A 17,362-nucleotide genomic window follows, 5' to 3' on the forward strand; every position below is an offset into this window, starting at 1 on the left:
GTGTTATGCCTGAACGTCATGCTTCGGCTGCGCTCAGCATGACGTTCAGGCATAATAATGCTCTCACCCCATTACCCAAACCATGCGCCACGACCCGGCCACGCTGCTACTCTACCGACCCGTCAATCAGGCAGAGCTGGATTTAATTGCCGCGTCCGACTGGCTGGCGTTTCCGCCGCGGCTGCCGGAACAACCGTTTTTTTACCCGGTGCTCAACGAGCAGTACGCTACCCAGATTGCCCGCGACTGGAACGTGCCTTACTACGGCGTGGGTTACGTGCTGCGCTTCGCCCTGGATGCCGACTACGCTGCCCAGTTTCCGGTGCAAAACGTGGGCGGCCGCGAGCACGACGAGCTTTGGGTGCCGGCCGAGGAGTTGGCCGAATTCAACCGCCAGCTCGTGGGTCGCATTGAGGTCGTCAGTATTTTCGGGGCTGCCTAACCTGTCATTACCACCCACCAGAAAGCCCCGCCGGTTACGCACCGACGGGGCTTTCTGCATTTTAACTCCTGCCATTCTTAACCCGTAATACGGAGCGAGTTGCCGGTTTGGGCCACGGTGTACTGCTTGAGTGAGGCGGGCGGCGGGCCGGCCAGCACGGTGCCGGTGCTGCTGTAAGTGCCGCCGTGCCGGGGGCACTGCACCTGGTTGGTGTTGCTGTTGAAGCTGAGCGTCACGCCCTCGTGGGTACAGCTGGCCTGCAATGCCACGTAGGCCCCGGCGCTGGTTTTGGCCACCAGCACCTGGTTGCCGGCCCCGTACACGAAGCCCGTACCGGCCGCCAGCTGGGCGTTGGCCGGAGCGGTGAGGTCGAGCGTGAAATCGATGCTACCGGACGTTGGGGGCGGGGTAGTGCCCCCGCCGGGGCTTACGCCATCGTCTTTGCCGCAGCTGTGCAGGGTGCCGGTGGCCACGGCGGCCGTGCCCAATACGCACAGCTGAATGAAGTCCTTACGATTCATGTCTGGAAGAGGCAAAGCTGACGGGTAACTCACGCCAGGACAGCCAAGCTGCCCGCCCCTGGGAAGATACGACTAACTGTCGGGTTTGGACTTGGCTGATTGCCGGGTCGTAGGGTCGCCGGATATCCTACCTTTGCGGCAGCCCATGAAAACCTACCTCCGCATTCTGCAGTACGCCCGCCCCTGGGCCGCTTTCCTGCCGCAATACCTGCTTTTCACTGTACTGACTACGATTTTCGGGGTGGCCAACTTCGCCTTGATTATGCCGTTGCTCCAGGTTCTATTCGAGAAAACCGACAAGGTCCCCACCCAGGCTCCCAGCCAGTTGCCGGCTTTTCATCTGAGCCTCGACTGGGTGAAGGATACGTTTAATTACTTCTTTGCCGACGTGCTGGCCACGCAGGGCACCATGGGTGCCCTAACCTTTGTGTGCATCATCGTGGTAGTGTCAGTGCTGTTGAGCAACCTGTTTCGCTACTTGAGCTTACGGCTGCTAGCCAAGGTGCGGGCCCGCGTCATTCGCAACCTGCGCCACGATTTATATCGTCGCATCCTGCAGCTGCAGCTGGGCTACTTTGCCGATGAGCGGAAGGGTGATTTGATGTCGCGCTTCACAGCCGATGTGCAGGAAGTAGAATCATCGGTGGTAAATACCATGACGGCTGTAATTCAGGAGCCGATTAAGATTATCGCCTTTTTCGTGGTACTGTTCTACATGTCGGTGCCCCTAACGCTGTTTACGCTGATTTTGCTGCCGATTTCGGGCATTCTAATTGCTGGTGTGGCCAAACGACTACGCCAGCAAGCCAAGCAGAGTCAAAGCACTCTTGGCTCCATGTTATCAGTGATTGATGAAACGCTGGGTGGTATTCGCGTGATAAAAGCCTTCAACGCCCAAACCTATATCGAAGGCAAGTTTGAAGAACAGAACGACCAGTATGCCCGCACCTCGCGCCGCATCGACAACACTCGTGACCTAGCGTCTCCTTTCTCAGAATTTGCGGGGGTAACCGTCGTTGCGGGTCTGCTGTATTTCGGCGGCACCTTGATTCTGGGCGGTCAATCCAACCTAACGGGCGAAACCTTTATTACCTACGTGGTGCTGTTTTCGCAGGTGCTAACGCCGGCCAAGGCGCTGTCGTCGTCGTTTGGCAACATCCAGCGCGGGCTGGTGGCCGGCGAGCGGGTGCTGAGCATCATCGACACCGAGCCGCTCATCCGCGACAAGCCCGGCGCGCAGATACTCCCGCCCTTCCAAAACCGCATCGAGCTGCGCAACCTGCGCTTCGGCTATGGCGAAGCCACGGTGCTCGACGACATCAACCTAACCATTGAAAAGGGCAAAACGGTGGCATTGGTAGGCCCCAGCGGCGGCGGCAAAAGCACGCTGGCCGACTTGTTGCCCCGCTTCTACGACCCCACTGGCGGCCAGTTGCTTATCGACGGCCTCGACGTGCGTGACTGCACCATCCATTCGGTGCGCGACCAGATGGGCATCGTCACGCAGGAGAGCATTCTGTTCAACGACACCATTTTCAACAACATCCGCTTCAATACCGAAGCCACCGAGGCAGAGGTGATAGAAGCGGCCCGCATTGCCAACGCCCACGAGTTTATCGAGGCTACGCCCGAGGGCTACCAGACCGTTATCGGCGACCGGGGCTCGCGCCTGTCGGGCGGGCAGCGCCAGCGTCTGAGCATTGCGCGGGCTATTCTGCGCAATCCGCCCATTCTCATTCTCGACGAAGCTACTTCGGCCCTCGACACCGAGAGCGAGCAGCTGGTGCAACAGGCCCTTACGCGCCTGATGCAAAACCGCACCAGCCTCGTAATTGCCCATCGCCTGAGCACCGTGCAGCACGCCGACGAGATTATCGTGCTCCAGCACGGGCGCATTGTGGAGCGCGGCACCCACGAGCAGCTGCTGCGCAAACCGGGTGGCCTTTACCAGCGCCTGAACACGATGCAGGCAGCCGGTGGCGACTCAATTTAACACTCCAAAACCCGCCTAAGCTCAACCATAGAAGTTTCGCCGCCTATTTGTAAAGTGCTATATTTAGTCCGCCTATTCGTTTTAACCGTATAAATAGGCTGCCTTTCTCTCCTGCTTTACCTTCGCGCTATGCTCGCTCTCAAACGTCTGGTTACTGTTCTGGTCATGGTTTTTCTGGTGCTGGCGCTGCTGGTACTGCTGCTGCCCTCGGTACAAACCAGCTTCATGGGCATGGCTGGCTCGGCAGAAAGCCTTTACTACACGCTGCTAGCCACAGCCGTAGTATTGCTGAGTCTACACCTGCTCACCGAAAATCTCGATAGCACCCTGCTGCGCCGCGAAATGGCCGCTTCCGACCGCAAAATCAACGAGTTGAAGGCACGCCTCTACGACAATCAGATGGAGCAGCAGCGCGCCGCCGAGCGTCCGCCTGTTTCGCCCCGCACCGGCGTTACCACTTACCCCGACCAGCCGCTGTATCCGCAATCGGACCCCAGCCTGAGCAACGCGCCGCTGCAGCAGCCCAACGCCATTATTCCGCCCGCCGACGCCAGCTCCCGGCCGTTGTAAGCCCCCGTTTTTGTGAGTTCTACCCTTTCGCTTACCGAGCAAATTCGCGCCGAGCTGACCGAAGCGCAGACTGTGCTGACACAGTTCGTGCAGAACCCGGCCAACCTGGCCGCCATCGAGCAGGCGGCCCGCCTTATGGCTGGCTCGTTGCGGGCCGGCGGTAAAATCCTGACCTGCGGCAACGGCGGCTCACTCTGCGACGCCCAGCACTTTGCCGAGGAGCTCACCGGCCGTTACCGTCAGAACCGTCCCGCACTGGCCGCTATTGCCCTCACCGAAGCCTCGCACATGAGCTGCGTGGCCAATGATTTCGGCTACGAGTACGTGTTCAGCCGCTACGTTGAGGCCCTGGGCCGCCCCGGCGACGTATTGCTGGCCATCAGCACCAGCGGCAACTCGCCCAACATTCTGCGCGCTGCCGAAGCCGCCCGTGCCGCTGGCATGCGCGTAGTCAGCCTCACGGGTAAAGATGGTGGCCTGCTGGCCGGCCTTAGTGATGTTGAAATCCGCCCCCCGCATACCGGCTACGCCGACCGGATCCAGGAAATTCACATCAAGGCCATCCACATCATGATTCTGCTGATTGAGCAGTTGGTAGCCGAGCCGGCCACTGGGGATGAGGTGACGAAGTAAAAAGAACGTCATTCAGAGCGAAGCGAAGAATCTCGTTCTTTTGTCAGCAGAAAAGCTATCAGCCAATAGCTACGGGCGAACAGCTCAACCCATGCACATTGCCGTCTTCAGCCAGTACCACACCAACCCCGACTGCCCGGCTACCAGCCGGCACTACTCGCTGCTGGCCCAACTGGCCCAAACGCACCGCATTACGCTTATTACCACCCGCACCTGGGAGCCCCAGCGCCTGACCCACGAGTTTCCGTGGGTGCCGCCCGGCGTGGAACTGCACGCCGCCGACATTGCCTACGAGAACCAGATGGGCGTGGCCCGGCGTGGGCTGGCCTTCGCGCAGTATGCGGCATACGCCCTGCGCGAGGGGTTGCGGATACCTAAGCCCGATGTTATCTGGGGCATCAGCACGCCGCTTACGGCGGCCTGGGCCGCGGCGCAGGTGGCGCGCTGGCGGCGGGTGCCCTGGGTGTTTGAGGTGCAGGATTTGTGGCCCGAATTCCCGATTGCCATGGGCGCGGTGCCCAACCCGCTGGCCCGGCGCGCCCTGTACGGGCTCGAAGGCCGGCTCTACCAGCAGGCGCAGGCCGTTGTTACGCTCTCGCCCGATATGAGCCGCCACGTGCGCCATATCGGCCAGGCTGCCGGCTCGCGCTGGCCCTTCGACCCCACCAAAGTACACACCAGCCTAAATGGTACCGATCTGGAGCTGGCTGCCCGCGCCACTGATGAGGCCGTGGCCACGTTGCGCCGCGAACAGCAGTTGGAGGGCAAGCGCGTGATTTTGTACGCCGGCACCTTTGGGCGGGCCAATGCCATTCCGCTGTTACTCGCCGCGGCCGAGGCGCTGGCCGCCACCCAGCCCGACGTGGTCTGGCTATTTATGGGTCTGGGCTTCTATGCCGAGGAACTGGCCGCCGCCGCCCGGCGCACTCCGGCCATTCGGGTGGTGCCGCCACAGCCGCGCCACGCGGTATTCAGTTGGTTTAGGCTGGCAGAAGTGTCGGTAGCACCGTTTCTGAGCCTGCCAGTGCTCGACACCAATTCGCCGGCCAAGTTCTACGATAGTCTGGCCGTGGGCACCCCGGTTATCGTGACCAACCCAGGCTGGACGCGGGAGCTGCTGGAGCGCCACAGCTGCGGCTGGTACTCGCCCGCCGACGATGCCCCGGCCTTGGCGCGGCTACTGGTCGAGCTGCTGGCGCAGCCGGCACAGCTACAGGCTGCCGGAGCGCGGGGCCGGGAGTTGGCAGCTGCCGAATTTGACCGCCAGCAACTTGGCAAAACTATGCAACGCATTCTGGAACAAGCTGCTGGCTGAATCAGCCAATCCTTGTACCTCCTAAGACTACTTATTTACTTTGTTGTACCCGATTCATTATTAATCTCGCCTTTAACGACCTTGGGCGCAGTTTTTTTCGGAATTATCTCCTGCTTGCTGATTACGTCGGCGTAGTATTTACACCAACTGGTAAGCGGACATTGGGCGCATTTAGGCTGCCGGGCCACGCATATGTAGCGGCCATGCAGAATCAGCCAGTGATGGGCCTTGGGGATGAGGATTTCGGGAATGTGTCGCACCAACTCTTTCTCCACTGCCAGCGGCGTAGTGGCCGTTTTGGGCACCAGTCCCAGCCGGTGCGACACCCGGAAAACGTGCGTATCGACGGCCATGGCCGGCTGGTTGTACACCACCGACACCACCACGTTGGCCGTTTTGCGCCCCACCCCAGGTAGCCGCTGCAACTCCTCGATACTAGCGGGCACCTCACCCCCGAAATCCTGCGCCAGCATCCGTCCCAGCCCGGCTAGGTGCTTGGCCTTGTTGTTGGGGTAGGAAATGCTGCGGATGAACGGGAAGATTTCCTCGGCCGAAGCCGCAGCTAGGTGCGCGGGCGTTGGGAACTGCGCCAGCAGCGCGGGCGTCACCAAGTTAACGCGCTTATCGGTGCATTGGGCACTGAGCACTACGGCCACAATCAGCTCGTAAGGGTTGGCAAACGTCAGCTCGGTTTCCGGCTCCGGAAAATGGGTGGTGAAGTAGTCGGTGAAGTGACGGTACCGCTCGGTTTTGCGCATGGGGCAACATTACGAAGAAACCCGAACACCACCGCCCCCGCCAAGGCCCAAAACCACAAAAGCCGCGCTGCAGCCTATAAAGGCAGCAGCGCGGCCTGGGCCGGTGGGGCAGAAAAAGCAGGTTTACTTCAGCTGCGGAAACGTGCGCGAGTAGTGCAGAATAGTATCGGTGGTGCGGGCCGAGGGGGTGGTGCGCAACTCGTCGAGGCTTTGCTGGGCCAGCAGCAAGTCGGCGCAGGTAGTAGCCAGTTCGGGGTCGTGGAGCAGGGCCTGCTCTACGTCGCGCTGCTCATCAGCCGGCAACTCGTTGTACACGTACCGGAGCAGGGTCTCTTGGGTAAAGATTTTGATCATAGAAAACGGGTTGCGCGGCCATCTTTTTCCGCAGGTTGATGAGCGCATAACGCATGCGTCCCAGCGCTGTGTTAATGCTGACCCCCGTTGCATCGGCAATTTCCTGGAAGCTCATATCGCCATAATGACGCATGAGCAACACCTCCTTTTGCGCGGCGGGCAGCTCCTGAATCAGGCCCCGCAGCCGCTCGTGGGTTTCTTCCCGCGTAAGCATAGCCTCGGTTCCCTCTTCTGCCAACGACAACGAATTGAAGTGATGACTTGTTGTGTCGAGGGCCACCAAAGGGCTACGTTTTTCGCGCCGGAAGCTGTCGATGGCCATATTATGGGCAATCCGGCAAATCCAGGACGAAAATTTCCCTTCCTCGTTGTAGCGTCCGCTTTTGAGGGTGTGGATAGCCTTGATAAAGGTATCCTGCAATAAGTCTTCGGCCGTGTCGGGGTCGCGCACTATCAGCTGGATAGTGGTAAACACGCGGGCCTTGTGCCGCTCCAGCAGTTGGGCAAATGCCCCTTCCTGACCAGCAATGTAGAGGGAGATGAGCGCGGAATCGCTCGGCTGCGGGGTATCCATAAAGGCCACGGGTTGATAAAGACTACGAGAAAAATCTGAAACGTAGAGCTTTAAACCATAGAGCGCAGCTGGGGAACGGGGCCGGATGAAGGGTTGATGAATAACCGGCAGAATCCAAATGTAAAGAACCGCACCGCCATTCACAATGGCCTGCTACCGAAAATGCCAAAATATTTTTCAATCCACTCATACTACGGTATTGTCCGGCGGCCATATTCCAGTGTTGCGCTTCCCGCTGCCGGCCCGCAGCCGCGCCGGATATGGGCCGGGCATAAACAAGGCTTCCGGACCTCACTCCCAAAAGAAGCGAAGCCCGGAAGTCCGGAAAAGAACAAATTTGTCGGCAGAACTTTAGCGGCTAAGCTGGGCGCTGAGGGCCTGGATTTCCTTTTCCAGACCGGGTGCGGGAGTGGTACCGACAGCCAGTGCGGCCGTGCGCTGCTCCAGCAATGCAGTTAACTGCCGCAGCTGCGCGAGGCGGCTGGCGGTGCGCTCGAACTGCGGCACCAGCGCCGCCATGTTGGCCGCGGCCGAAATGCTAACACTAGTGGTACTACCGCCCGTGGCGGCCTTGTCGGCGCGGGCAATGGCGGCGGGCGTAAGCATATCGTCGCGTAGCAGCACCACATTGCCTTCCATTGTAACGGCCTGGCCGTTTTGCAGCAGCTGCCGGGTTACGCCGTTACGCACGAGCCGGCCATCGGGGCGAAGCTCGAAGCCATTGCCCAGCGCCAGGGTTTCGGTAAGGCGGGTTTGCTGGCCACCGAGAAGCCGGTAGGTCTGGCCGGCGCGGCGGAAGGCCCCATCCTTGAGCTGGGTAGCGGCCGGAAAAGCCTCCGAGGCAGTTTGGGCATGGGCGGCGAGGGCAGGCGTCAATAGCAGGCCGGCTGCTAGAAACAGGCGGGACAGAAAATGGGCTTTGGGCATAGCAGACGAAGAATTGATAGATAGCAAACGGTATTTTGCCCCGGAAGATACGCGTACGGCCGGGTTTTAGGTTGCTGACCGCAAAGCAGCACAAAATCCGGGCCCAGGTTGCCGGCGGCGGGTTGCTGGTGCAGTCGGCCTGGCATCGAAGCTGTTTAGAAACCCGGTTATACCAATGAGACCCTCATGCTGAGCGCAGCCGAAGCATTTCTACCGTCTCTCTGCCATTGCAACGAAGCGGTAGAGATGCTTCGGCTGCACTCAGCATGACCGTCTTCTGACTTCCTAAACAGCTTCATTGAATACGCCGACGGAGGCGCGGCGCGTACCTTTGGCCGGCCGTCGTTTTTCCGGCTGTTTGCCCTATGCCCTCCCCCGCTTCCGGCGCCGCCCGGCACGACCCTTACGCCGCGCTGCGGCTGCCTGATTTCCGGCGCTACCTACTGGCGCGCATCTGCCTCACACTGGCCACCCGCATCATGGGTCTGGTTATCGGCTGGCAGATTTTCAAGCTCACCAACGACCCGCTGGCCCTGGGCCTGATTGGCTTGGCCGAGGCCGTGCCCAGCATCGGCGTATCGCTCTACGCCGGGCATGTGGCCGACTCGGTGAACCGTAAGAACATTATTGTGGCTACGGTAGGCGGGCTGCTGCTGTGTGCGGTGGCCCTGTGGCTGCTGGCCTCGCCGGCCGGTGGGCACCTGCTGGCCCGCGACGCATTTTACACGCTGCCGCTGTACGCCGTCATTTTTGTAAGCGGTATTGCGCGCGGCTTTATGGGGCCGGCCACGTTCTCTTTTATGCCCCAGCTGCTCCCCGGCCGCGAGCATCTGGCCAACGCCATTACCTGGAACAGCACCACCTGGCAGGCCGCCTCGGTAATGGGCCCCGCCATCGGGGGCTACCTGATTGCCCACCTGGGCATTGCGTCTGCCTACCTCACGGCCACGGTGTTGCTGGCAGTTGCCCTGCTATTGTTTGCCGGTATTGCGCCACGGCCGCTGCCTGCGCAGGTGGGAGCCAAAGAAGACCTGAAAACCAGCGTGCTCAGCGGCATCCGCTTTATTTGGGGCAACCAGTTGATCCTGGCCGCCATTTCGCTCGATTTGTTTGCCGTGCTGTTTGGCGGGGCGGTGGCGCTGCTGCCGGTTTTCGCGGTGGATATTCTGAAGGTGGGCGCCGCCGGCCTGGGCCACCTGGAAGCCGCGCCGGCCGTGGGCTCGGTGCTCATGGCTACGCTGCTCACCTACTTCCCGCTGCGCCGCCACGCCGGCCGTAAGCTACTGTGGGCCGTGGCTGGGTTCGGAATAGCCACCATCGGCTTCGCGGTTTCCACCAACATCTGGCTTTCGCTGGTGCTGCTGTTTTTTACCGGCGTCTTCGATTCGGTGTCGGTTATCGTGCGTTCTACGCTGCTGCACACCTTCACGCCCGAGCACATCAAGGGGCGCGTATCGGCCGTCAACAACATTTTCATTGGCTCGTCCAATGAAATCGGCTCCTTCGAGTCGGGCGCGGCGGCCCGCCTGATGGGTACAGTTACCTCGGTGGTGTTTGGCGGCACCATGACGCTGATAGTCGTGGCCCTGACGGCCCTGAAAGCCGACAAGCTGCGCCGGCTGGATATGACGCCGGTGAAGGAATAAAGGGAGTGAGAAGGTATGGGCAATGCATAAACAGGCTTGTCATCCTGAGCGGAGCGAAGGATCTGGGCAGAAGCTATTTCTTGAGGTTAGCTTCTGCCCAGGTCCTTCGCTCCGCTCAGGATGACAAGCCTGTTCAACGAATCGCCCCATCAGCGGCTTACTTTGCCGCCGCTACCGCTGCTATTGCCTTTTACCAGCTGCTTTTTTGGCTGCTCGCCGGTAGTAGGAGCCGGCTGGGGGCGCGCGGTTTTACGAAACACCCACTCCCTGATTTCGTCCAGGGCTCTAGGCGAGAATACGGGCTGCGGGTCGCCATTTACCACCGGCCAGGCCTTCATTGGGGGCTGAAACCAGTGGTTGACGCCCGGCAGGCGCAGTGCTGTTGCGGCGCTGTTCTTCAGGCCCTTTTTCAGCGGGGGCAGGTTCTGGCTCGTAGATACCTGCAAATCGTCGGCGCCGCCGAGCAGTAGCACAGGGCATTTCACGGCCGACAGCGTACGCACAGGGTCGAAATCGAGGAAGTAGCGCGACCAAGGCGAGGTAAGCTGCACGGCGCGGGCGCGGGCCATGTGCGGGTCGAGGTCGGTGTTGTGGAAGCGCAGCAGGGCCGCCACCTTGCCGCGGGCCTGGTTGTCGTTGGGCGTCTGGCGGACGATGCTAATCATCTCCTGGTTGAGATTGAGGGCGGCCTTCACCTGGGCGGGGTTCGAGCCGATGAGGCGCATAATCTCCAGCTGCTGCCGCCTGACTACGTCGCGGCCCGGCACACCGTAGGGGGCCAGGGCCACCACAAAGGCCGGGGCAACCGCCGGGGCGGGCTCGGCGGCCGTCAGCAAGGCCACGTTGGCTCCTTCGCCGTGCCCGAGCAGGCCCAGGTAACGCGTATCGAGCAGGCGGCGGGTGCGCAGAAAGCTTAGTGCCGCCTGTGCGTCGCTCACCACATCGGCGGTAGTAGTATTGAAGTGGCTGCCCTGCGACTGGCCCACTCCCCGGTCATCAAACCGCAGCACGGCAATGCCGCGGCGGGTGAGGTGGTCGGCCAGCGAGCCGAACAGGCGGTAGTCCTGCTCGGTCACGTCGCGGTCGTGGGGGCCCGAGTCGGAGAGCAGTACTACGGCCGGAAACGGACCCGGCCCGGCGGGCGTGGTGAGTGTGCCGGCCAGCCGGATCTGGGCCTCCTTATTATAGAAGCTGACGTTCTCTTCGCGGTAGGGTCGCGTGAGGGGGGGCTTGCCAGCCACAGTGGCCGGCTTGGGGGTTTCGAGGCGCTTTAAAGTAAGGGGCGCTTTGAGGCCCGGCTGGCTCCAGGTGCCCTGCAGGGTGGTGCCATTTTTCAGGATTTTGCCCACGAAGTGGCTGCCTGCCTGCTCGATGCTCACCGTAATATCGAGGCCCTTTACGGTAGCCGTGGCCGGCATGCGGCTGACACGCTGCTGGGGCACATCGAGGGCCGCATAATAAGTGCCGTTGGACAGCGGCACGATGGTGAGGATGAGCTTAAGCTCGCCGCCGGGCACCTTCAGCGGGCCGGCCCACTGGCCGTTGAGTTTAGGCGGGTCGGCGGCCCAAATCGGGCTGCCAACTAAGCTGAACAGTAGAAAAAGGAGTAGCAACTTCTTCATAAAGTCAAATTCAAAAGTGGTTTTCTCTGCTTACAGAGGGCTAACGAATTGAAATTATAGAATTTGACGCAAATTCCCGTCATGATGTTGCGCCTCCAGCTGCGAAGCTGCCAAACCAGCCGTTTTGGCCCAAAAAAAACTTGAATCAGTGGCTTTTGGATGCTGCTCACATGCCGGCTCGCATACTCCGGCCTCAATTGGAACGGCCGCGGACTATCGTTGTGCCTCCGGGTAATGCTGCCGCCGTTTCGGGCACTGGGCTGCCCGGCAGGCACAGGCAGCGGGGCCGGAAAACAGATGTTTCAGGTAAGATGAGTAGGGAAGCGGGCGAAAGCCTTTGGAGCGTGTTTGGGAATTTATTAGAACAGTATTTCCGTCATGCTGCGCTTGCCGAAGCATCTCTACCGCAACAGTAATCCGATACTACTGCGGTAGAGGTGCTTCGGTAAGCGCAGCATGACAATTCCCAAACACGCCCTTAGAAAGCAATGGTCGCCACTGCCGTACCGGGCAGCAGCCGGAGCACATGCAGGGCGTTGGCCACGCAGCTGGCCGCGCTGTAGTTGGTATGAATGTAAAGCAGCCGGCCGTGCAGGGTGGTTTCTTTGTATCCGATACCGTCCTTTGGTTTATTCCAGCTGAATAAGTCGGTCTTTTTACCGGCTTTATCGGGTTGCGGAACAGGGGTTGACGGGCGCTGCTGGAGCACGTATAGGCTAAGCTGCACCAGCACGTCCTTCCAGGTTTTGATGGACACCACTGAGCCGTCGGGCAGCTGCAGGGCCGTGGGTTTCTGGCCGGGCGTTAAGGCCTGCGTGCGTACTTGCGCCAGCTCGACGAAAGCGGGCTTGTTGTTGGCTGCCGGGAACGGGAGCGTCGGATTGGGGCTTTTGATTGCGGCCGTTGTGCCAGTTGCCGCCGCCGGTTTTGCCACCGGCCCCGCAGGTTCAGCTGCCGGAACGCCGTGGCCGCTCTGAGCAGCATCCAGCCACTGTACCAGCTGCAGCGCAGACTCGACGAGCGGCGTTTTCAGGAGGGAAATAGTTTCGACCGGATGAAAGTTGGAATGCCCGGGCGAGTAGTAGTGCCAGTTTATCCCGTCGGTGATGAGCAGTTTTTTGGGTTTAAGCGAAAACGCGTAGCCGATAGCGGCTCCGATGTGCCCGAGCTTATCGAGGCTTTCGCCCAGCTTCTTGGCCTCTATCACCACCGAAACAGCGCCGGCCGCGTCGTAGAGCACGTAGTCGAGGGCTTGCTTGACGCCAATCGTTTTTTCGGGCTCTACCATCCGTACATCGGCCGTATCCCAGCCCAGGGCCCGCAGTACCGGGTCGATGAGGGCGGCGCGGGTGGCGGCCTCGTTTTTGCGCAGGAGCTGGGCGTTGGTGTCGGCGCGGGCGCGAACAGCCTGCAGAACGGTACAAAAGGCGGTTAGCGGGCTGGGAGCAAACATGGAGGAAGACATGATGAGGCGAGCCGCAATGTTAAGGCTTTGCGCGCTTCCCTTCCATGCGGGTTCTGCGCCTCTGCTGCCGCTTTCATTGCCCGCGTCTGCGCCCTTAGGAACTACGCTGGTCGGTGGCTGGCTGCGTAGTACAGGCGAAGCCACCAGCCACCAGCATCCAGACTCCAGACTCCAGACTCCAGCAATAAACTGTCTGAACCTTAAAACTCTCCAAACTTTAGTCTAGATCTATACGCAAGTTCCTGCTTCAATTTCCCGATGTAATGAATTAATACAAGAGCTACTATATTAATACTCACTGATATCACCTGTTCTTCTGAAGCTACCTTAAAATCGAATTTGGAAAGTCCCATTTCAACAGAAAAATTGAAATCATCAGTTAGATCTAATTCTACCCACATTGAAACACCGGATGCGAATGCAAAAGCGTATCCTATAGCAGATAATCCAAATACCTGAATCAGTTGGTTTATCATAGAAATCCTGAGTCCGCTCTCAACATTCTCACCCAATAATCTTCTGCCACATCCGATAGAGAATAAATACAGAAGCACTGCCGGAATGAATATAAAGGCAAGCAGCCAATTGCTTTCTGACAGGTTAAACAAAAAGACTAATACCGTCAGAAGCCCGATGATTCCTCCTGCTATTTGATAATACGCAAGCCACTTTATCTCCTTCTTTGTCTGGCTGGGCAAGTTATTGTACATAGCGTGTTCAGGGTCCTGCTAGTTGACTGTGGATCGTTGTGGCGGTGCATTGGGCCGCCATGGTGGCTTATTGTGTTGCAATATATCAACTCACTCGTCCCACTTACCGTCCCCGCCATGCCTTCGCGGGGCCCAAACTGCGCCAAGTCAAACGTTAACAGAAGCACAAAATTTTATTTAACCACTGAATCGCCACTTTTAGGTAGCTGCTGTTGCCCAAAATTTATCTTTTACTCTTCCTTAAGAGTTAGATAAATAGGGGTATCACTAAAGTATATATTCATCCCCGAATCGCCACGCTTAACCCTAAGCACCAAATGATTGTAGTTATCGTTCTTTGTTCCAATTCGAATCTGCTGTATTGAGTCAATAAATTCCCATTGCTTATTATCTAAAAACATCATTTCTTTCATAAAATCAGATGCATTAGGCTTAAATTTAATCCTAAAATTACCGCCCTCATTAAAATTCCAAGTGGATTTTCTAAATCCATCAATCATCACTGTCATCATCTTTTTGGTGTCGGCAGGCAATTCATCTGAAGTTATCTTGCCGTCAATTACAATCCAAGTTCCATTTAAATCTGACTTACTTATTTTTTGAGCACTCACTATCATTGGGAAGAACATAAAGACAGTCAACAAAATTTTATTCATCTTCGTCATTTTTTTTTAATTGTGATTAACATCCTGATTGCCGCTACTCCCTGTAGCGCAAACCCGGTCTCTGTACGCAAGGTAGTAGCGTAAAGCATACCAACGGTGTCTGTTTGCCGCTACTGGGGCGCCGGGCCGTAGTCGCGGCAAGCAGCCGTATCTTCGCCTGCCCCAAACCGTGCCGGGCCGAAACCAAATCCGGGCGGCTCGTTGTTACTGCTTCTATGGCCTCCACTAACGATTTGCAACTGACCGCCCCCGCGGCCGACCCGATTGACCAGCTCGACCCCCGCGAGTTCATCCTCATTAAAAACGCGCGGGTCCACAACCTTAAAAACCTCAGCGTAGCGTTGCCACGCAACCAGTTCATCGTGGTTACGGGCCTGTCGGGTTCGGGCAAGTCGAGTCTGGCGTTTGATACGCTGTATGCCGAGGGCCAGCGTATGTACGTGGAGAGCCTGAGCAGCTACGCCCGCCAGTTTCTGGGCCGCATGGACAAGCCCGACGTGGACTATATCCGGGGCATTTCGCCGGCCATTGCCATCGAGCAGAAGGTGAGCATCAAGAACAACCGCTCGACCGTTGGCACCAGCACCGAAATCTACGACTACCTGAAGCTGCTGTTTGCGCGGGTGGGCCGCACCTACTCGCCCATTAGTGGCGAGCAGGTGAAGAAAGACAACGTGGCCGACGTGGTGGACGACCTCATGCGCCTGCCCGCCGATACGCGCCTGACGCTGCTGGCCCCGCTGCAGCGCTCCGAAGACGGCCGCCCCATGAGCAAGGAGCTGGATTTGCTGCTCCAGAAGGGCTACAGCCGCGTGGTAGTAGGCGGTGGCGATATGGCCTTCATCGAAGACCTGCTAACCGAAGGCCAGCCCGAAGTAAAGGGCCCGGTGTTCATCATGATTGACCGCGCCGTGATGGTGCCCGGTGATGAGGACCTGACTTTCCGCCTGGCTGACTCGATACAGACCGCTTTTTTCGAGGGCCACGGGTCGTTAGTTGTTAGTTGCCAGATGCCAGTTGTTGGTAAGGACGACCAGCACAACGGCCTGACAACTGACCACCAACAACTGACAACTCAGAAGACCTTCTCCGACAAGTTTGAGCTGGATGGGCTGACGTTTGAGGAGCCGAGCGTGAACTTCTTCTCCTTCAACAACCCCTACGGTGCCTGCCAGACCTGCGAGGGGTTCGGGTCGGTGCTGGGCATTGACGAGGATTTGGTGATACCCGACAAGAGCCTGACAGTGTACGAGGGTGCCATTGCGCCCTGGCGCACCGACAAGCAGAGCGAGTGGCTCAAGCCGCTCATCAAGAACGGTATCCGCTTCGATTTCCCAATTCATCGGGCCTACAACGAGCTGAGCGAGGCCGAGCGGGCGCTGCTGTGGACGGGCAACAAGTACTTCGACGGACTGGACGACTACTTTAAATGGGTGAGCACCCAGAGCCACAAAATCCAGTACCGGGTGCTGCAAAGCCGCTACCGGGGCCGCACCACCTGCCCCGACTGCCGCGGCAGCCGCCTGCGCAAGGACGCCCAGTACGTGAAGATTGCCGACCACAGCATTACCGATCTGGTGCTGCTACCAGTGAGCGAGGCGCTGGCTTTCTTTGGCGGTCTGGATCTGCCCGAGCACGAGGCCAAAGTGGCCGAGCGGCTGGTAACCGAAATCACGAACCGGTTGGGCTACCTCAACCGGGTGGGCCTGGGCTACCTCACGCTCAACCGCCTCAGCAGCACGCTGAGCGGCGGCGAGAGTCAGCGGATTTCGCTGGCTACCTCGCTGGGTTCGGCGCTGGTGGGCTCGATGTACATTCTCGATGAACCCAGCATCGGCCTGCACCCGAAGGACGCCGAGCAGCTGATTGGCGTGTTGCGCTCGTTGCAGCAGCTGGGCAACACCGTGATTGTGGTGGAGCACGAGGACAAGATGATGGAGCAGGCCGACCAGATTGTCGACATCGGCCCCGAGGCCGGCAGCGGCGGCGGCATCCTGCAATTCCAGGGCACCTACGCCGAAGTGCTGACTTCCGACACCTACACCGGCGAGTACCTGAGCGGCCGCCGCGAAGTGGCCGTACCCAAAACGCGCCGCCCCTGGCGCAACGCTCTGGAGCTGACGGGCGCCCGCGAGAACAACCTCAAGAACGTGAGCGTGAAGTTTCCGCTGAACGTGATGACGGTGGTAACGGGCGTGTCGGGTTCGGGCAAAAGCACGCTGGTAAAGCGCATTCTGGCCCCGGCCCTGCTCAAGCAGCTGGGCGGCGGCGCGGGCGAAAGCACCGGCAAGTTCGACCGCCTCACCGGCGCGGCCGGCCAGGTAACGCACGTGGAGTTCGTGGACCAAAACCCGATTGGCAAGAGCAGCCGCTCGAACCCGGTAACCTACGTGAAGGCCTACGACGCCATCCGGAGCCTGTTTGCCGACCAGCCGCTGGCTAAGGCCCGCGGCTTCAAGCCCTCGCACTTCTCGTTCAACGTGGAGGGCGGGCGCTGCGAGGTGTGCCAGGGCGAGGGCCAGGTGAAAATCGAGATGCAGTTTATGGCCGACATCTTCCTGACCTGTGAGGCCTGCGAGGGCCGCAAGTTCAAGCAGGACGTACTCGATGTGCAGTTCCAGGGCCAGAGCATCAACGACGTGCTCGAAATGACCATCGAAGACAGCCTGGATTTCTTCAAGGACCAGAACAAAATCATTGAGCGTCTCAAGCCGCTCGATGATGTGGGCTTGGGCTACATCCGGCTGGGCCAATCGGCCAACACGCTGAGCGGCGGCGAGGCCCAACGCGTGAAGCTGGCCTCATTTCTGACCAAGGGCAACACGCTGCAGAACGATAAAATCCTGTTCATCTTCGACGAGCCCAGCACCGGCCTGCACTTCCACGACATCAACAAGCTCATGCTGGCCCTCAACGCGCTGGTCGAGCAGGGCAACTCGGTGCTCATCATCGAGCACAACATGGACATCATCAAGTGCGCCGACTGGCTGATTGACCTCGGCCCCGAGGGCGGCCTGAACGGCGGCCACCTGCTGTTCGAAGGCACGCCCGAGCAATTCATCAAGCTGAAAGACACCAACTCGACGGCGAAGTTTTTGGCGGAGAAGCTGTAAAACGACCTATCCGGCCGTATTAAAAAAGGGGTGCCATACGGGTGCCCCTTTTTT

The 17,362-nt window shown here is 59.2% G+C and carries 16 protein-coding genes; 7 read left to right on the forward strand and 9 right to left on the reverse strand.

Annotation, left to right across the window (positions count from 1 at the left end):
• Nucleotides 1-82 precede the first annotated feature (82 nt).
• A complete protein-coding gene (locus HW554_RS19000) occupies nt 83-442 on the forward strand; it encodes an ADP-ribosylation/crystallin J1 (RefSeq protein WP_176910111.1) in 360 nt (119 codons plus the stop codon).
• Between the two features lie 77 nt (nt 443-519).
• Here HW554_RS19000 and HW554_RS19005 read toward each other — a convergent pair whose 3' ends face one another.
• Complete coding sequence (locus HW554_RS19005; protein ID WP_176910112.1) at nt 520-963, reverse strand: QcrA and Rieske domain-containing protein; 444 nt, start codon at nt 961-963, stop codon at nt 520-522.
• A gap of 145 nt (nt 964-1,108) precedes the next feature.
• On the opposite strand from HW554_RS19005, the gene HW554_RS19010 reads away from it, so the two are divergent.
• From HW554_RS19010 to HW554_RS19025, 4 genes are all read left to right on the forward strand, one after another.
• A complete protein-coding gene (locus tag HW554_RS19010) occupies nt 1,109-2,956 on the forward strand; it encodes an ABC transporter ATP-binding protein (protein ID WP_176910113.1) in 1,848 nt (615 codons plus the stop codon).
• A gap of 129 nt (nt 2,957-3,085) precedes the next feature.
• On the forward strand, nt 3,086-3,526 hold the full coding sequence (locus HW554_RS19015) for a hypothetical protein (protein WP_176910114.1): 441 nt from the start codon (nt 3,086-3,088) through the stop codon (nt 3,524-3,526).
• 12 nt (nt 3,527-3,538) lie between these two features.
• Nucleotides 3,539-4,159 carry a D-sedoheptulose 7-phosphate isomerase gene (lpcA, locus tag HW554_RS19020; protein ID WP_176910115.1) on the forward strand — a complete coding sequence of 207 codons (621 nt, stop codon included), beginning with the start codon at nt 3,539-3,541 and terminating at the stop codon, nt 4,157-4,159.
• A 91-nt stretch (nt 4,160-4,250) separates the two neighbouring features.
• The gene (locus HW554_RS19025; protein WP_176910116.1) at nt 4,251-5,474 is read left to right on the forward strand and encodes a glycosyltransferase family 4 protein; all 1,224 of its coding nucleotides are present in this window, start codon (nt 4,251-4,253) and stop codon (nt 5,472-5,474) included.
• 35 nt (nt 5,475-5,509) lie between these two features.
• Here the strand turns inward: HW554_RS19025 and nth are convergent, their stop codons facing one another.
• The 4 genes from nth to HW554_RS19045 form a co-directional block, all read right to left on the reverse strand.
• Nucleotides 5,510-6,232, reverse strand: a complete 723-nt coding sequence (nth, locus tag HW554_RS19030) for an endonuclease III (RefSeq protein ID WP_176910117.1) — start codon at nt 6,230-6,232, stop codon at nt 5,510-5,512.
• 123 nt (nt 6,233-6,355) lie between these two features.
• Nucleotides 6,356-6,547, reverse strand: coding sequence for a hypothetical protein (locus tag HW554_RS19035; RefSeq protein WP_176900144.1), 192 nt, complete (start codon nt 6,545-6,547; stop codon nt 6,356-6,358).
• Nucleotides 6,525-7,160, reverse strand: a complete 636-nt coding sequence (locus HW554_RS19040) for an RNA polymerase sigma factor (protein WP_176900142.1) — start codon at nt 7,158-7,160, stop codon at nt 6,525-6,527. Before HW554_RS19040 ends, HW554_RS19035 begins: the two co-directional genes overlap by 23 nt.
• Nucleotides 7,161-7,511: 351 nt before the next feature.
• On the reverse strand, nt 7,512-8,087 hold the full coding sequence (locus tag HW554_RS19045) for a DUF6799 domain-containing protein (protein WP_176910119.1): 576 nt from the start codon (nt 8,085-8,087) through the stop codon (nt 7,512-7,514).
• A 365-nt stretch (nt 8,088-8,452) separates the two neighbouring features.
• Between HW554_RS19045 and HW554_RS19050 the strand changes: the two genes are divergently transcribed.
• Nucleotides 8,453-9,733 (forward strand): MFS transporter, encoded by a 1,281-nt coding sequence (locus HW554_RS19050; RefSeq protein ID WP_176910120.1) that lies wholly within the window; start codon nt 8,453-8,455, stop codon nt 9,731-9,733.
• A gap of 149 nt (nt 9,734-9,882) precedes the next feature.
• Here HW554_RS19050 and HW554_RS19055 read toward each other — a convergent pair whose 3' ends face one another.
• From HW554_RS19055 to HW554_RS19070, 4 genes are all read right to left on the reverse strand, one after another.
• Entirely contained in the window at nt 9,883-11,355 is a 1,473-nt protein-coding gene (locus HW554_RS19055) for an alpha/beta hydrolase family protein (RefSeq protein WP_176910121.1), read from the reverse strand.
• Between the two features lie 478 nt (nt 11,356-11,833).
• Nucleotides 11,834-12,820, reverse strand: coding sequence for a hypothetical protein (locus HW554_RS19060; protein WP_176910122.1), 987 nt, complete (start codon nt 12,818-12,820; stop codon nt 11,834-11,836).
• A gap of 200 nt (nt 12,821-13,020) precedes the next feature.
• Nucleotides 13,021-13,530: a hypothetical protein gene (locus tag HW554_RS19065; protein ID WP_176910123.1), complete on the reverse strand. Its 510-nt coding sequence runs from the start codon at nt 13,528-13,530 to the stop codon at nt 13,021-13,023.
• 230 nt (nt 13,531-13,760) lie between these two features.
• The gene (locus HW554_RS19070; RefSeq protein ID WP_176910125.1) at nt 13,761-14,186 is read right to left on the reverse strand and encodes a hypothetical protein; all 426 of its coding nucleotides are present in this window, start codon (nt 14,184-14,186) and stop codon (nt 13,761-13,763) included.
• A 224-nt stretch (nt 14,187-14,410) separates the two neighbouring features.
• Here HW554_RS19070 and uvrA point away from each other — a divergent pair, with 224 nt between their 5' ends.
• Nucleotides 14,411-17,308 carry an excinuclease ABC subunit UvrA gene (uvrA, locus tag HW554_RS19075; RefSeq protein ID WP_176910126.1) on the forward strand — a complete coding sequence of 966 codons (2,898 nt, stop codon included), beginning with the start codon at nt 14,411-14,413 and terminating at the stop codon, nt 17,306-17,308.
• The last annotated feature ends 54 nt before the right edge of the window (nt 17,309-17,362 follow it).

The organism is Hymenobacter lapidiphilus, from assembly GCF_013377885.1.
Lineage (GTDB): Bacteria > Bacteroidota > Bacteroidia > Cytophagales > Hymenobacteraceae > Hymenobacter > Hymenobacter lapidiphilus.

Bases quoted from the DNA above. Each gene is read 5' to 3' on its own strand.
- HW554_RS19000 (WP_176910111.1), top strand. From the start codon at position 83: ATGCGCCACGACCCGGCCACGCTGCTACTCTACCGACCCGTCAATCAG.
- HW554_RS19005 (WP_176910112.1), bottom strand. From the start codon at position 963: ATGAATCGTAAGGACTTCATTCAGCTGTGCGTATTGGGCACGGCCGCC.
- HW554_RS19010 (WP_176910113.1), top strand. From the start codon at position 1,109: ATGAAAACCTACCTCCGCATTCTGCAGTACGCCCGCCCCTGGGCCGCT.
- HW554_RS19015 (WP_176910114.1), top strand. From the start codon at position 3,086: ATGCTCGCTCTCAAACGTCTGGTTACTGTTCTGGTCATGGTTTTTCTG.
- HW554_RS19025 (WP_176910116.1), top strand. From the start codon at position 4,251: ATGCACATTGCCGTCTTCAGCCAGTACCACACCAACCCCGACTGCCCG.
- nth (WP_176910117.1), bottom strand. From the start codon at position 6,232: ATGCGCAAAACCGAGCGGTACCGTCACTTCACCGACTACTTCACCACC.
- HW554_RS19040 (WP_176900142.1), bottom strand. From the start codon at position 7,160: ATGGATACCCCGCAGCCGAGCGATTCCGCGCTCATCTCCCTCTACATT.
- HW554_RS19045 (WP_176910119.1), bottom strand. From the start codon at position 8,087: ATGCCCAAAGCCCATTTTCTGTCCCGCCTGTTTCTAGCAGCCGGCCTG.
- HW554_RS19050 (WP_176910120.1), top strand. From the start codon at position 8,453: ATGCCCTCCCCCGCTTCCGGCGCCGCCCGGCACGACCCTTACGCCGCG.
- HW554_RS19055 (WP_176910121.1), bottom strand. From the start codon at position 11,355: ATGAAGAAGTTGCTACTCCTTTTTCTACTGTTCAGCTTAGTTGGCAGC.
- HW554_RS19060 (WP_176910122.1), bottom strand. From the start codon at position 12,820: ATGTCTTCCTCCATGTTTGCTCCCAGCCCGCTAACCGCCTTTTGTACC.
- HW554_RS19065 (WP_176910123.1), bottom strand. From the start codon at position 13,530: ATGTACAATAACTTGCCCAGCCAGACAAAGAAGGAGATAAAGTGGCTT.
- HW554_RS19070 (WP_176910125.1), bottom strand. From the start codon at position 14,186: ATGAATAAAATTTTGTTGACTGTCTTTATGTTCTTCCCAATGATAGTG.
- uvrA (WP_176910126.1), top strand. From the start codon at position 14,411: ATGGCCTCCACTAACGATTTGCAACTGACCGCCCCCGCGGCCGACCCG.